This window comes from Klebsiella sp. RHBSTW-00215 (assembly GCF_014103785.1).
Taxonomy (GTDB): domain Bacteria; phylum Pseudomonadota; class Gammaproteobacteria; order Enterobacterales; family Enterobacteriaceae; genus Klebsiella.
In genome coordinates, this window is the sequence record NZ_JABXQS010000003.1 from 62,458 (window position 1) to 74,631 (window position 12,174).

Annotated in this window: 17 protein-coding genes and 2 pseudogenes; 12 read left to right on the top strand and 7 right to left on the bottom strand. The window is 53.9% G+C overall.

Annotation, left to right across the window (positions count from 1 at the left end; translation table 11 throughout):
• Position 1: 1 nt before the first annotated feature.
• From HV127_RS30810 to umuD, 6 genes and pseudogenes are all read right to left on the bottom strand, one after another.
• A complete protein-coding gene (locus tag HV127_RS30810; RefSeq protein WP_042934497.1) occupies positions 2-982 on the bottom strand; it encodes an IS5-like element IS5 family transposase in 981 nt (326 codons plus the stop codon).
• A 1,333-nt stretch (positions 983-2,315) separates the two neighbouring features.
• Positions 2,316-2,789 (bottom strand): type II toxin-antitoxin system PemK/MazF family toxin, encoded by a 474-nt coding sequence (locus tag HV127_RS30815; RefSeq protein ID WP_023304043.1) that lies wholly within the window; start codon positions 2,787-2,789, stop codon positions 2,316-2,318.
• A 287-nt stretch (positions 2,790-3,076) separates the two neighbouring features.
• On the bottom strand, positions 3,077-3,379 hold the full coding sequence (locus HV127_RS30820; RefSeq protein ID WP_071847026.1) for a hypothetical protein: 303 nt from the start codon (positions 3,377-3,379) through the stop codon (positions 3,077-3,079).
• Positions 3,376-4,002, bottom strand: coding sequence for a ParA family plasmid-partitioning AAA ATPase (locus tag HV127_RS30825; RefSeq protein WP_023304044.1), 627 nt, complete (start codon positions 4,000-4,002; stop codon positions 3,376-3,378). Before HV127_RS30825 ends, HV127_RS30820 begins: the two co-directional genes overlap by 4 nt.
• 222 nt (positions 4,003-4,224) lie before the next feature.
• Positions 4,225-4,812, bottom strand: a pseudogene (locus HV127_RS30830) (DUF4113 domain-containing protein); the annotation flags it as partial.
• 59 nt (positions 4,813-4,871) lie between these two features.
• Positions 4,872-5,297: a translesion error-prone DNA polymerase V autoproteolytic subunit gene (umuD, locus tag HV127_RS30835; protein ID WP_032743916.1), complete on the bottom strand. Its 426-nt coding sequence runs from the start codon at positions 5,295-5,297 to the stop codon at positions 4,872-4,874.
• A gap of 208 nt (positions 5,298-5,505) precedes the next feature.
• Between umuD and HV127_RS30840 the strand changes: the two genes are divergently transcribed.
• From HV127_RS30840 to HV127_RS30880, 10 genes and pseudogenes are all read left to right on the top strand, one after another.
• A complete protein-coding gene (locus HV127_RS30840) occupies positions 5,506-5,736 on the top strand; it encodes a hypothetical protein (RefSeq protein WP_075808997.1) in 231 nt (76 codons plus the stop codon).
• A 170-nt stretch (positions 5,737-5,906) separates the two neighbouring features.
• Positions 5,907-6,101: pseudogene (locus tag HV127_RS31935) on the top strand (hypothetical protein); the annotation flags it as partial.
• Positions 6,102-6,172: 71 nt separating this feature from the next.
• Positions 6,173-6,874 carry a DNA methylase gene (locus tag HV127_RS30845; RefSeq protein WP_075808998.1) on the top strand — a complete coding sequence of 234 codons (702 nt, stop codon included), beginning with the start codon at positions 6,173-6,175 and terminating at the stop codon, positions 6,872-6,874.
• Positions 6,874-7,095, top strand: coding sequence for a hypothetical protein (locus tag HV127_RS30850; protein WP_020804418.1), 222 nt, complete (start codon positions 6,874-6,876; stop codon positions 7,093-7,095). Before HV127_RS30845 ends, HV127_RS30850 begins: the two co-directional genes overlap by 1 nt.
• Before the next feature lie 45 nt (positions 7,096-7,140).
• Positions 7,141-7,551, top strand: a complete 411-nt coding sequence (locus HV127_RS30855; RefSeq protein WP_060415454.1) for a DUF1380 family protein — start codon at positions 7,141-7,143, stop codon at positions 7,549-7,551.
• Between the two features lie 46 nt (positions 7,552-7,597).
• Complete coding sequence (locus tag HV127_RS30860; protein ID WP_075809031.1) at positions 7,598-8,365, top strand: hypothetical protein; 768 nt, start codon at positions 7,598-7,600, stop codon at positions 8,363-8,365.
• Positions 8,366-8,796: 431 nt separating this feature from the next.
• Complete coding sequence (locus HV127_RS30865; protein WP_075808999.1) at positions 8,797-9,225, top strand: antirestriction protein; 429 nt, start codon at positions 8,797-8,799, stop codon at positions 9,223-9,225.
• A gap of 44 nt (positions 9,226-9,269) precedes the next feature.
• Positions 9,270-9,776 carry an antirestriction protein ArdA gene (locus HV127_RS30870; RefSeq protein ID WP_075809032.1) on the top strand — a complete coding sequence of 169 codons (507 nt, stop codon included), beginning with the start codon at positions 9,270-9,272 and terminating at the stop codon, positions 9,774-9,776.
• 41 nt (positions 9,777-9,817) lie between these two features.
• A complete protein-coding gene (locus tag HV127_RS30875; protein WP_075809000.1) occupies positions 9,818-10,009 on the top strand; it encodes a hypothetical protein in 192 nt (63 codons plus the stop codon).
• Positions 10,010-10,223: 214 nt separating this feature from the next.
• Positions 10,224-10,487: a DNA polymerase III subunit theta gene (locus tag HV127_RS30880; RefSeq protein ID WP_075809001.1), complete on the top strand. Its 264-nt coding sequence runs from the start codon at positions 10,224-10,226 to the stop codon at positions 10,485-10,487.
• Positions 10,488-11,045: 558 nt separating this feature from the next.
• On the opposite strand, the gene HV127_RS30885 is transcribed toward HV127_RS30880, so the two are convergent.
• On the bottom strand, positions 11,046-11,264 hold the full coding sequence (locus tag HV127_RS30885; RefSeq protein ID WP_181486544.1) for a hypothetical protein: 219 nt from the start codon (positions 11,262-11,264) through the stop codon (positions 11,046-11,048).
• Between HV127_RS30885 and ssb the strand changes: the two genes are divergently transcribed.
• Both ssb and HV127_RS30895 read left to right on the top strand, forming a co-directional pair.
• Positions 11,263-11,820 (top strand): single-stranded DNA-binding protein, encoded by a 558-nt coding sequence (gene ssb / locus HV127_RS30890; protein ID WP_075809003.1) that lies wholly within the window; start codon positions 11,263-11,265, stop codon positions 11,818-11,820. The genes HV127_RS30885 and ssb overlap by 2 nt on opposite strands.
• A gap of 48 nt (positions 11,821-11,868) precedes the next feature.
• Complete coding sequence (locus tag HV127_RS30895; protein WP_075809004.1) at positions 11,869-12,117, top strand: DUF905 family protein; 249 nt, start codon at positions 11,869-11,871, stop codon at positions 12,115-12,117.
• Positions 12,118-12,174: the final 57 nt, after the last annotated feature.

Genomic DNA, 12,174 nt, shown 5'->3' on the forward strand with positions numbered 1-12,174 from the left:
TTTAGTGAGATCTCTCCCACTGACGTATCATTTGGTCCGCCCGAAACAGGTTGGCCAGCGTGAATAACATCGCCAGTTGGTTATCGTTTTTCAGCAACCCCTTGTATCTGGCTTTCACGAAGCCGAACTGTCGCTTGATGATGCGAAATGGGTGCTCCACCTTGGCCCGGATGCTGGCTTTCATGTATTCGATGTTGATGGCCGTTTTGTTCTTGCGTGGATGCTGTTTCAAGGTTCTTACCTTGCCGGGGCGCTCGGCGATCAGCCAGTCCACATCCACCTCGGCCAGCTCCTCGCGCTGTGGCGCCCCTTGGTAGCCGGCATCGGCTGAGACAAATTGCTCCTCTCCATGCAGCAGATTACCCAGCTGATTGAGGTCATGCTCGTTGGCCGCGGTGGTGACTAGGCTGTGGGTCAGGCCACTCTTGGCATCGACACCAATGTGGGCCTTCATGCCAAAGTGCCACTGATTGCCTTTCTTGGTCTGATGCATCTCCGGATCGCGTTGCTGCTCTTTGTTCTTGGTCGAGCTGGGTGCCTCAATGATGGTGGCATCGACCAAGGTGCCTTGAGTCATCATGACGCCTGCTTCGGCCAGCCAGCGATTGATGGTCTTGAACAATTGGCGGGCCAGTTGATGCTGCTCCAGCAGGTGGCGGAAATTCATGATGGTGGTGCGGTCAGGCAAGGCGCTATCCAGGGATAACCGGGCAAACCGACGCATGGAGGCGATTTCGTACAGAGCATCTTCCATCGCGCCATCGCTCAGGTTGTACCAATGCTGCATGCAGTGAATGCGTAGCATGGTTTCCAGCGGATAAGGTCGCCGGCCATTACCAGCCTTGGGGTAAAACGGCTCGATGACTTCCACCATGTTTTGCCATGGCAGAATCTGCTCCATACGGGACAAGAAAATCTCTTTTCTGGTCTGACGGCGCTTACTGCTGAATTCACTGTCGGCGAAGGTAAGTTGATGACTCATGATGAACCCTGTTCCATGGCTCCAGATGACAAACATGATCTCATATCAGGGACTTGTTCGCACCTTCCCTAACATTCGCGTGGAAGGGACTTGATGTTTCTTCCGGGGGGCAGTGCCGGGGTGGTTCTGTCCCCCTCTCCTCTTCCCTGGCATACCATTCACTCTACAGTTACAGACGTCTTTGAAGACATTTAAGTGGTCTTGCCGTTTATGGCCTCACATATCTGGTCACATCAGTCTGTAGGCGGAGGAGGCTGCCGGTATCTTTGACATATACCCTAATGTGACATGCTGGCGAGCGCTCTAGGATTGGTTAATAAAAAAGCCAGGGAATCCTGGCTCTTGGGTGAGCTGGTTGTTAGAAGAACCAGCGAATTAACTCTAAAAGCACAATGAGCGCTTTCAGAGCCTGGATGACTTTTGTAAGAGTCTCCATTTTCTCTCCTTTTCTGGAGAGTAGAACACCGAATGAACCCTTCCACTCTGTCACTCAGTTTTTAGTCTTTAATGTCAGTTAAAGATAGTTCCACTCAGGTAATGGTACTGACTCAGCACCACCTGTTAGTCAGTCAGAGTCTAATCAATGTGTTAGCTGGCTCTTGTAAATCAGATTGATCAGAGTAAAGAGTGGGGGGTATCATTCAACCGTCAGTTAAAGATAGTTCCATTCCAAATCTGAGTACCAGCTTAGTTTTGGATGTAAAAAAGCCCGATTACCAGTCGGGCTTTTTTACATCCAAACCCGCCTGAAGCCTTATCATCCGCTTCCTTCCCCCAATTATGGGTTAATTTATTACTGTAAAGCATTCCTAATAATCGCGATCTCATTGATCCAGAGCAAAGTAAAAATGCCAGAGTGCAAGTGAAGGGAGCTTGCGCTTAATGTAAATTTTTCCGATTAGAAAAACATCATTGTTTAAAGGACATAGTGTTCTGTCACGACGCTAGCCAGCGGTAACGGAAACGATTCGAATATGCCTTCAGGTACGATAGAAATCTTCGTGGGGGTTGTCATGCTGAAGTGGGTACTGGATAGCGAAACGGGGACGGGTTATGTCAGCCATGGACAGAATCACCTGAATATCCAATGCAGTTCGGGGATTATGTAACTGAGGGATTTACCAGCAGCTCTATGATCTCACTGGCGCATATGCCAGCGATATTGCCATAAAGTTCTGTAGTTGTTAGGAAGGTGGCTAATCAAGAGGTAACAGAAATGCAAAAGCCCAGCTTTTCAACTGGGCTTCGCGGTCCCTCAAGGGGAGAAAATCTGAATGGCCTCTATGGGCTACATGGCTAGTCTAGCAAATCAGTAGTTCGTGTCAATAGTGAACTATTGTTCGGATTCCTGCTGTGCTGGAACAAGCGCAGTTGCATTGATAGCTTTGATTACAGCTTTTTGTAGGTTTGTCACAATTTCACGTGAAAGCATCTGCGTTATCCATCCCCTGCCTACTTCCATAGGCCTGCTAAGTCGCTGATTACTTACGGTTTGTACCATGTCGCATTTAACCCAACTAGTTGTTTGAGGAAAATATTTTGCTGCTTTAATTATCCCCTCAGGTAACTCAACGTGAAGGCCATTATTAAGTTTAGCAGTATCTTTTGTGGTCGAAATTGGAACCACAATACACGCATTGCCATTCAGACGCCCATTCAATACAACGACGAGTCTACATTTAATCATTTCCGGGGGGATATGAGCATCGACAGCAGTCGAAACTACATCCCCTTTCTCATCTTTCAAGTAGTTTCCGTAATTGCACGTGAGAATTTGCCCCACTTTAGGGGAGAAATTTATCGGCATATTAAGGCCTTCAGGTAGTCGAAAAATATAACATACATTACTACACAGGAAAGGCTAGGTTCTACATGGCGATGATCATGAGGGACTCCGCTCCCCACCTGGACAGAATAACTGTTATGTCCAGGTGGCGGGGGAATTAAACGAGTGATGTAAAAAAGACCATTGATGAGGCCATTTTAGTTGATTGCAAATTAAGATAACAAGATAACAAGATAACAAGATAACAAGATAACAAGATAACAAGATAACAAGATAACAAGATAACAAGATAACAAGATGGCAAGTTGTTATCTTTGTTTCGCTTCTGCGATTAACCTTGATACCTCTGTTTTTGAAAGGCTTTTTAGTGCTTCTACCGCAGCTCTGACGACATCAGAACGATTAACTCTGCCTTTACCTGAAACCATCTCTGCAGTTATAAGGTCATCAATGTCTTTTAAATTTTCTTCAAAAAAGGAAATGCTCACGGGTTTTGCTTTACTTACAACCAATGATTTCTCAGCGGTCCCTTTGGCACTGTCAATACCAGCTGTACCGCCGTTAATAAATGCTGCCTCATCACGAGGCGGGGTATTTGCTCTATTTCTCACAGAATAACCTCTTTAACTAACGCTTCGATTTCTTGTTGTGCTTTATCATTTTGCGTTTCAAAAATTGTCATTGATTCTGCCCAGGCATCTCGATGTGCTTTCCGATCACATACCCGGGAGTTCGCCAGGCGCATTTCAGGATAATCCTTGAGTACTTCAGCTGCCTGATTAGCTTCATTAACAAACATGTTAGTGGGAGTCATGTTTAATACGAGATACCCCCGAATATTCTCATTAAAATCTTTTGCTGCCGTAAAAACGGAGCATGTATGAGGTACTACATCCAGGTCCATCTGAGAAGGCCGCAACGGAGAAATGAATACGTCTGCGGCCATCAATCCACTACGCATTTCTGCACTGTCGCGTCCAGCACAGTCTGCGATGACATAGTCATATGATTTTTCGTGTTCCTTTAGCATGGCTTTGATGTTGCCTGTGGCGCCTGTAACTGGAATATGGGGAAGATCTTCAGGACGGTTGTTATACCAAGTTAATACTGATTTCTGGTCATCTGCGTCGACAATAATCACTCGATTGCCCAGTGACATCAGATACGCAGCTATAGATACCGCCAGTGTACTTTTACCAACCCCACCCTTTTGACTACCTAGTACTATTATCATTATAGCCTCATATTAAGTTGTTAAGTTAACAACTTAATATTGCCAAGCAGGCGACACCTTTGCAATAACTTATTAAGATAATATCTTGTTAAGTTATTAACTTGATGATTTGTAATGAAATTAAGATAACAAGATAACAAGATAACAAGATAACAAGATAACAAGACAGCAAGATAACAAGATAGAAAAATGAAAAAGTGGCAGGTGTTGGGCTTTAGAGAGTCATAACCGTGCTACGGGCAAATCTGTCCACCTGGTTGTATAAGCCGGTGAAAGCATTTCACGTTTCATTTGCCATTCAGGGGCAACCCCCTGTCCTGCAAACCATACTTTCCCCAGGCCGGAATGGTTGATGCCATCGAGAACCTTCATCAGCTCATCACTGTGTGCTCTGGGCTGTACGTCATCAAACAGATTCAGCTGAGAGACGCCGGTCGGGGAGAAATCGTTCAGCATGATGCCGGCTTTGGCATAGCGATGGCCGGAGACCCAGATCCTGTCCAGCGCTCTGACTGCTGCAGTAATAATGTCCCGGGTATCCCGCGTGGGTGTCGTCAGCTTCTCTGTGGCCAGATTGCCATAGTAGGGCTCGTTGATGGCGAACGGCGAAGTTTTGATGAAAGCCGAGATATGCCGGCAGTACTGGTGCTCTCCGCGCAGCTTCTCCGCAGCGCGTTCTGCATGCTGGCAGACGGCCTGACGCATCGCCTCGTAAGTCGTGACGCGTTCTCCGAAAGAACGGCTGCAGACAATCTGCTGTTTGGGCGGGGGGGCTTCTTCCAGCGAGATGCACGGCTCCCCCCGCAGGTCAGGGCGAAACACCTTCTCGCAGCTGGCATAGAATGAGTTGACGTCGGCCAGGGCAAACATCAGTCCGCTCCGCGCGTCTTATGGATAAACGCGGTCACCACACCAAAAATCTGCAGCGTCTCCGGGTCAGGGTGAAGGGCAGGGTAGGCCGGGTTCATGGGCTGCAGTACCGGACGGGGCGTCAACAGAAGCCGTTTGACGGTAAATTCCCCCTCCATTTCGGCGATGACAATATCCCCGTGCACCGGCTTCTCTGCCTTGTCGACGACCATCAGGTCGCCTGAATTCAGGCCAATATCGGTCATCGAGTTGCCGATAGCCCGGACAAAATAGGTGGAGGCCCTGTGCCGGATGCAGTACTCGTTCAGGTCCAGCTCCGCTTCCGTGTAATCTGCCGCCGGTGAAGGAAAACCGGCGGCGCAACGCTCGGTAAAAAGGGGGAGGGTCATGACCCCGGGTTCCAGGGAGGCAGCAATAAACTTCATCTTTAGCGTCTCATTAACTGTATTTATATACAGTAATTATTTTGCCGCCTTTGTTTTTTTGCAAGCCTCTTTACGCAGCGCCGGGCTAAGCCGCTGCTGTGGTTGCGAAAAAAAATGACTGACTGTAAAAACGTGTGTCAGGATACCTGCGGTGACGGTATCCTGTAATATACAGAAAACAAATGAGTTTTTACCCGAGGAGGTGTTTATGTCGCCTGGATTCAGAAACGTTCTTCGCTTTGCCGGCGTCCCCGTCGACAGCAGCGAGCCGGTACGCAGGCAGTACGGCAGTCGCATGATTGGCATTGTGACGGTATGCCTGCTTCCGCTCCTGGTGTTCGACGTCCCGCTGTGGGTTTTCGTGCTCTCCCAGGTCATCTGGGGCACGGGCGTGTATATTGGCCTCTCCGTGGCCGGAGATAAGTCCCGGAACCGCTGATGCTTTGCCGCTGATTGTACGAAAAAAGAACAGGCGTGATGACGCCTGTCCTCCCGCGCTTCTCCGCTGTCTGCCTTCAGGTTATCCACAATCTTAAACCCCGCGTTTGTGGACAGGTATGCCGATACTCCTCCTTCCCCTGTTGTCGCTGAAAGCCTGCCACCCGCTGCCAGTGTCTCGCGTCCGGCCTGTTACGGGACGGGCGGTTTTTCCGCTCAGGCCCGGCGTCGTTGAGAGTGTACGCCAGTCCCTCGCCCTTTTAAGGAACGCCCTTCAAGCCGCTTTCGCGGCATATTCTCGCCGCCATAAAACACTGGCGGCTGCGATATTCCACGGTCGGCCTGACCCGTGACCGGACGCGATGAACAGGCAGCGTGCGGCAGGGAACGGTATCGCGGTGATACCTCCTGTCCCCTCTGACTACAGGAGTGCTGCCATGTCCAGATTCATTCTCGGGAACTGTATTGATGTGATGCGCGGATTCCCCGACCGTGCCGTGGACCTTATCGTGACCGACCCGCCCTATTTAGTGGGCTTTAAGGACCGTCAGGGCAGACAGATTGCCGGGGATGTGACGGACGAATGGCTGCAACCGGCTACGCAGGAGATGTACCGCGTCCTCAAAAAAGACGCTCTGATGGTCAGCTTCTACGGCTGGAACCGGGTGGACCGCTTTATGGCTGCGTGGAAGGCGGCGGGCTTCTACGCCGTGGGCCAGATTGTGTTCACCAAAGACTACAGCTCGAACCGCCGCAGCGCGAACGGACGTCGCGGATTCGTGAACTACTGCCATGAAGGGGCGTATGTGCTCGCCAAAGGCCGCCCGGTGCCGCCCCTCAAACCGCTGCCGGACGTGATGCCTTTCCCCTATACCGGCAATCCGTTACACCCGACGCAAAAGCCAGTCGAAGCACTACAGCCGCTGATTGAGTCATTCAGCGCCCCGGGCGCGATTGTCCTCGATCCGTTCGCCGGGAGTGCCTCGACCTGCGTCGCCGCATACCGCGCCGGACGCCGCTATATCGGCATTGAAATGCTGGCGCAGTACCACCGGGCCGGCACCGAACGACTGGCTGCCATGCGCCGGGCCGTCAACACTCCTGCGGCGAATGATGAATGGCTTCCGGAGGTGGCGTAATGAACTACAACGGACACGAAGCCCTGCGCCGCGATATGGCCGGGCTGGCGAACAACATCTGCGACCTGAAAACCACCCTGAAAGTGCTGGAAGACAAATACCACTACCAGCACGACGGACTGCCGGAACGGCTGGCTGGCGTGAGCCTGCGACGCCTCAACGTCCTGATGGACGAGGCATTCAATATCGCCCTGTTACTCGATGAATCTTTCAGAGACTGAATCCCGGGCGGCGAGGCCGCCCCACTGAATCACGGAGACAACACCATGCTGTATGGCACCCGTAAAGAACTGAACAAAAAACTTAAACGCATGTTTGGGAACGAAGAACGCTACGCCCTGCTGGTCTGGACGAAAGAAGACGTGATGGCCCTGGCCGGGAACATGACGGAGGCCGAGGCTCACACCCTGCTTGAGCTTATCGGCCGCACGGGAACGGGGGAGCACACCGAAGAAGGCGTGTCATTCCGCACCGTGCAGGCGCTGTACGCCGGGATTCGCCCGGGCATTCCCCGCGTGAGCGTCCCCGTAGATACGCTGTATCGCATCACGGATATTGCCGCACAGGCGATTAACGGAGAAGACGAGCATTCGCCGTCGCTGACGGTAGATCACTATCCGAGTGTCGCTGACGCTCAGGCAGAAATCGCCTGGCTGAAACGTGAACTGGCCGCCTGACCCGTCCGCCCCGCTGAACGGCGGGGCATTCACCGAAGGAAATAACATGAGAAACGACACACTCAACGCGCTGATACTCCGCCACGGCGACCGGATGCTAAAGGATACGGGCTGGCCGCCTTGCGTGGATATGATGCAAATCGCGCCTGAAACCATGCCCGGCTGGTCAGTCGCCACCGGCTCGCTCGATGCCGCGCAAATTCTGGCGCTGGTCACGCACCTTTGCCAGCCGCTGACATATGGCCGGGCCGGGTTGCTGACAGCCAGCGCCCGACGGCTGGCGGGAACCCCGGCGCGGCTGTATCTGTACCCGGCAAAGGGCTTTATGCCCCCGGAAAAACTGGCGGACGTCCAGACACTTCATCTGCCTTATGCACAGGAATGGCTGACGGCGGCAGAATGTGACGATCTGCTGGCTTTCCTGAAAGCCTCCCTCACGCAGATAGCGGAAATCGTCAGGCCGGATGCGCACCGCCTTGCCGCTGCGCTGAAACCGTCCGTCACGCCGCGACTGATGGACCGGCGGTTTGGTGACTGGCGCGTACTGGCTGACGAGTACGAGCATGAAAACTGGCTCGATGAAAACGACACTGACGTACTGGATGCCGTCCTTGACGCTGTTCTGGTGCGCGGGGCGTCGTTCTGCCCCATCCTGTTGACCGTGGTTAATGAACGACGGGAGGAAATCGAAGCCGCAGGCGTTATCACCGATATGCTGCGTTTCCCCGGCGACCCGGCCCGCCGCTGGCTTGATCGCCGTGTACTGCGCGAGGTGGTGAGTGAAGCCCGGGCGACGCCCGCACAAACTGAATGATGATGGAGGGGGAAGAAAAATCACTTCCCCCCACTGACCGGCGCGGGATGTCCGTATGCGATAAGGATGTCACCGTGCCGGCTCCGCATTCACCCGGCCCGGGTTCCGGGCCTTTTGGGTGAAAACCCGCCTCTGTTATCGCCGTGTCGTGTGCGGGCTGTGCCGTGCCTTCACTTTAGCCCGGCCGCTGCAGATGCAAGGGTGCGCTGACGCCGCCATCCTCGCCCGGTCGCAGTGTTTTTAATGAGTCTCGCCGTTCTTCCCGTCGTTTTCTCGCTCAAATTTCGCTCCAAAACCGTCCAGACCGGCTTCGCGCTTTATCTGCGCTGCGGCCTCCGGTGTCGCCCCTGCATCTTCCGCTTTTCGCCGGGCTGTCGTGTCGGCACGGCACCGCCCGGTGTCGCAGTCCATGTGATTACGGAGGTTTTACCATGCAGTATGTGACAACACGCCCCGTCCTGAATGTTGAAGAGTGTGACCGCCTGTCTTTTATGCCCTACATGTTCGGCGCTGATTTTATGCTCGCAGAATCGCAGGTGTATGCGCTGGCGAAACAATGGATGCCTGAATACAGCAGTGAGTTCTGGCACTTTATCCGGCTGCCAGAGGGCGGCGGTTACATGATGCCGGATTGTGGCCGGGTTCATCTGGTCAACAGTGAAAACTGGTTTGATCGCATTGTGAGCGCCGACGCAGCGGGCATTATTCTGACATCGCTGGCCGTTAACCGTCGTCTGGCGGCAAATCATGACAGCGGCAACCCGGCCCTGACTCACCTTTACATGCTGCGTGATGCCCAGCTCTGGAATCACATCACCCTTCACCCGGAATGCAACGCCATTTACGCCGCGCTGGACTGATTAACGACCGGGGCGGCTATGCCGCCCCGAAGGGAGACGAAAAAATGAATTCATCCATCACCACTCCGGCCGTCTACGTGGGCACGTATCACCAGTACAACTGCGGCAGTATTTTTGGCAAATGGTTTGATTTAACCGATTTTGACGACGAAGACGCGTTTTATGACGCCTGCCGGACGCTGCACGCTGGCGAGGAAGACCCCGAGCTGATGTTTCAGGACATCGAGGGCATCCCGTCACAGTTTGCCTCTGAATCCTCTGTTAAGTGGGCGTTTATTGAGGCTTTCCGGCAGGCACAGAATGACGGGCGCGCCGCCGCCTTTGTGGCCTGGGCGGAATATACCGGCGAGTGCGACTATGACGCCTTTGATGACGCATATTACGGCGAAGCGGAAAGCGAGGAAGATTTTGCTTATGGCTTTGTTGAGGACAACGACCTGTTAAACGAGGTGCCTGAATCCCTGCGCGTGTATTTCGATTATGAGGCATACGCGCGGGATTTATTCAGCAGCGGGTATGTGTTTCATGACGGTTATGTCTTCAGAAACTGAATAATGTCCGGCGGGGAAGCCCGCCGGTTAAGGAGAAAAAAATGAAACTTGCACCACAAAGCCGCGAGATCCTGCGCCAGTACAAAGCCCTGATTAATGCCCGCCGCCGTGATTCCGGTCAGCGGGAACTGACCACCGCCCAGGTGATGGATGAAATCTGCTATTACATGACCTGTCAGTGTGCCGTCTACATCGGCGGACACTTCATTTTACAGGGCGGCAAGGGCCAGTAAGCAGTAAGCTCGATGGCAGGCGTCCGGGCCGGAGGACGCCTGTCTGCCCGCGCGCAAAACCCTGGCAGGCTGCGCCTGCCGGAGAGAAACATCGCCGCGCCTCCGGCGCCGCGCATTCTCCTCTCCTGTCTTCCTTCCCCATTATCCGTCGATGAAGTCTGTAAATGCGCGTAGTATCCACAGTATCTTTCTGGAAAACGTTGCAGGTGTAGATATGTCAAAATGGAATATCGCCTCATTCTCAAAAGACGAGCAGGACAAAGTCTCCGTCGATAAAGCGGCCGCCGCTGTTGCATGGCAGGAACGCATGAACAAGCCTGTTGTTCACGAACTCGTTGAGCGGGAACAGCCCGAACATCTGCGCGAATATTTTCGTGAACGGCTCCGGGGGCATCGTCTCAACAGCCAGCAGCTGCCGCGCGCAAATGCGCCCGAATACCAGAAGCCCGAAGACGGTGGCAGTGAGTCTCTGTCCTGACCGGAATTCTTTCTGTCTCTGTCTCTGTCTCTGTCTCTTCCGCTGCCTCTGAATCTGAATCTGCCTCTGCCTCTGCCTCTGCTTCAGCTTCTGGCTTTGCCTCTTGCTGCTATTGTTGTTGATGTTGTTGATGTTGTTGATATTGCTGCTCTTCCTCTTCCTCTTCCTCTTCCTCTTCCTCATTTACTTTTCACACAATCTGCCATCGGGCCACCTTCGGCTCCCGACCGCTGCGCGTCCGGTCGTCGAGCCACACTCCGCTAACCGCGAAAGGACGCGGTAAGCTCCGCCGAACCCGCCAGGCGGTTTCGGGCCTGCCGGCTAGTGTCTGATGTCTGACGTCAACGGCAGGCTTGCAGCATCCGTTCCGGATGCGCCGCCCCAGTCGCGCCGTCACCTGCGCTTTTCGCACCCCGGCAAACTGACGCCGGGCTGTAAGGCGCAACGCCGTTTCGCGCCCGCGCGTTTCGTCGTTGCGGCGGGTTACTGCTCATTCCTTGCCTGGTTTTTTCACCCCTTTGAGTCCATTCGCCGGGGCTGAGACAAGCACAGTCGCTGTCAGCCGTCCAGGGTAAATGGCACGCGGTAAACCGCGCCCTGGACATCTGCCATCGCCGGTGCTCGTTTACGCCCTTGCGGCGAACGGCTCTCAAACGGGTGAAGGTAACAACCAGCGGGCACGTTCAGCAGGTCCCCGCAAAAGTCAAAACCGCGGCCCCGGCAACTCAACGGGTGATGGTTTTTAAAAGCAAACAACAGAGTAAGGAGATTCATCATGGCAGCACGTGGCGTAAACAAAGTCATTCTGGTCGGGCATCTGGGGCAGGACCCGGATGTGCGTTATATGCCCAACGGCGGCGCAGTGGCAAACCTGACGCTGGCCACGTCCGAAACATGGCGTGACAGGCAGAGCGGGGAACTGCGCGAAAACACCGAATGGCACCGTGTTGTCATGTTCGGCAAGCTAGCGGAAGTGGCTGGCGAATACCTGCGTAAAGGCGCGGAGGTCTACATCGAGGGCCAGATGCGCACCCGTAGCTGGCAGGACGATACCGGAGCCACGCGCTATGTCACCGAGGTGCTGGTCGGGCAGAACGGCACCATGCAGATGCTCGGCGGTCGTCGTGGAACTGGTGAGCCTGAGAGCGCCGTGCCGCAGCAGCCCGCGCAGCCGCAGGATCCTGCTGCCCCGGCTCAACCTGCTCAGGCCCCGGCTAAATCCCCGAAAGCGAAGGGCGGTAAAAAAGGCCGTCAGAGCGCCACTCCGTCTCAGCTTCCTCCCCAGACTTTCCCGGACGATTACCCGCTGACCGATGAGGATGTGCCCTTTTAAACCATGATGAACACGCCCCGCTCAGGCGGGGCAGAAAAGGAGAAACACATGGACCACAACGTTTTGTCCCCCCTTGAATCCCTGCCGGATGGCACCTTCACCCGTAGTCAGGCGCAAGCGGTCGCGGCGCAGTATCAGAATGTGGCGATTGAAGATGACCAGGGTACCCATTTTCGCCTTGTCGTCCGTCATCAGGATGACGACAGCATGGTCTGGCGTGTCTGGAATTTTGAACCGGGCGGTGAGTTCCTGATGAACCGTTATATCCGGGACTACGGAGTACGTAGAGCGCAATAAGCCGTAAGAGGTGCCGGACAGGTGGGCTGTCCGGCAGACAGTCATCAATAATCTGAA

Excerpts from the sequence above, each read along its gene's own strand:
- HV127_RS30810 (WP_042934497.1), bottom strand. The coding sequence starts at position 982 with ATGAGTCATCAACTTACCTTCGCCGACAGTGAATTCAGCAGTAAGCGC.
- HV127_RS30815 (WP_023304043.1), bottom strand. The coding sequence starts at position 2,789 with ATGCCGATAAATTTCTCCCCTAAAGTGGGGCAAATTCTCACGTGCAAT.
- HV127_RS30825 (WP_023304044.1), bottom strand. The coding sequence starts at position 4,002 with ATGATAATAGTACTAGGTAGTCAAAAGGGTGGGGTTGGTAAAAGTACA.
- umuD (WP_032743916.1), bottom strand. The coding sequence starts at position 5,297 with ATGAAGTTTATTGCTGCCTCCCTGGAACCCGGGGTCATGACCCTCCCC.
- HV127_RS30840 (WP_075808997.1), top strand. The coding sequence starts at position 5,506 with ATGTCGCCTGGATTCAGAAACGTTCTTCGCTTTGCCGGCGTCCCCGTC.
- HV127_RS30845 (WP_075808998.1), top strand. The coding sequence starts at position 6,173 with ATGTCCAGATTCATTCTCGGGAACTGTATTGATGTGATGCGCGGATTC.
- HV127_RS30850 (WP_020804418.1), top strand. The coding sequence starts at position 6,874 with ATGAACTACAACGGACACGAAGCCCTGCGCCGCGATATGGCCGGGCTG.
- HV127_RS30855 (WP_060415454.1), top strand. The coding sequence starts at position 7,141 with ATGCTGTATGGCACCCGTAAAGAACTGAACAAAAAACTTAAACGCATG.
- HV127_RS30860 (WP_075809031.1), top strand. The coding sequence starts at position 7,598 with ATGAGAAACGACACACTCAACGCGCTGATACTCCGCCACGGCGACCGG.
- HV127_RS30865 (WP_075808999.1), top strand. The coding sequence starts at position 8,797 with ATGCAGTATGTGACAACACGCCCCGTCCTGAATGTTGAAGAGTGTGAC.
- HV127_RS30870 (WP_075809032.1), top strand. The coding sequence starts at position 9,270 with ATGAATTCATCCATCACCACTCCGGCCGTCTACGTGGGCACGTATCAC.
- HV127_RS30875 (WP_075809000.1), top strand. The coding sequence starts at position 9,818 with ATGAAACTTGCACCACAAAGCCGCGAGATCCTGCGCCAGTACAAAGCC.
- HV127_RS30880 (WP_075809001.1), top strand. The coding sequence starts at position 10,224 with ATGTCAAAATGGAATATCGCCTCATTCTCAAAAGACGAGCAGGACAAA.
- ssb (WP_075809003.1), top strand. The coding sequence starts at position 11,263 with ATGGCAGCACGTGGCGTAAACAAAGTCATTCTGGTCGGGCATCTGGGG.
- HV127_RS30885 (WP_181486544.1), bottom strand. The coding sequence starts at position 11,264 with ATGATGAATCTCCTTACTCTGTTGTTTGCTTTTAAAAACCATCACCCG.
- HV127_RS30895 (WP_075809004.1), top strand. The coding sequence starts at position 11,869 with ATGGACCACAACGTTTTGTCCCCCCTTGAATCCCTGCCGGATGGCACC.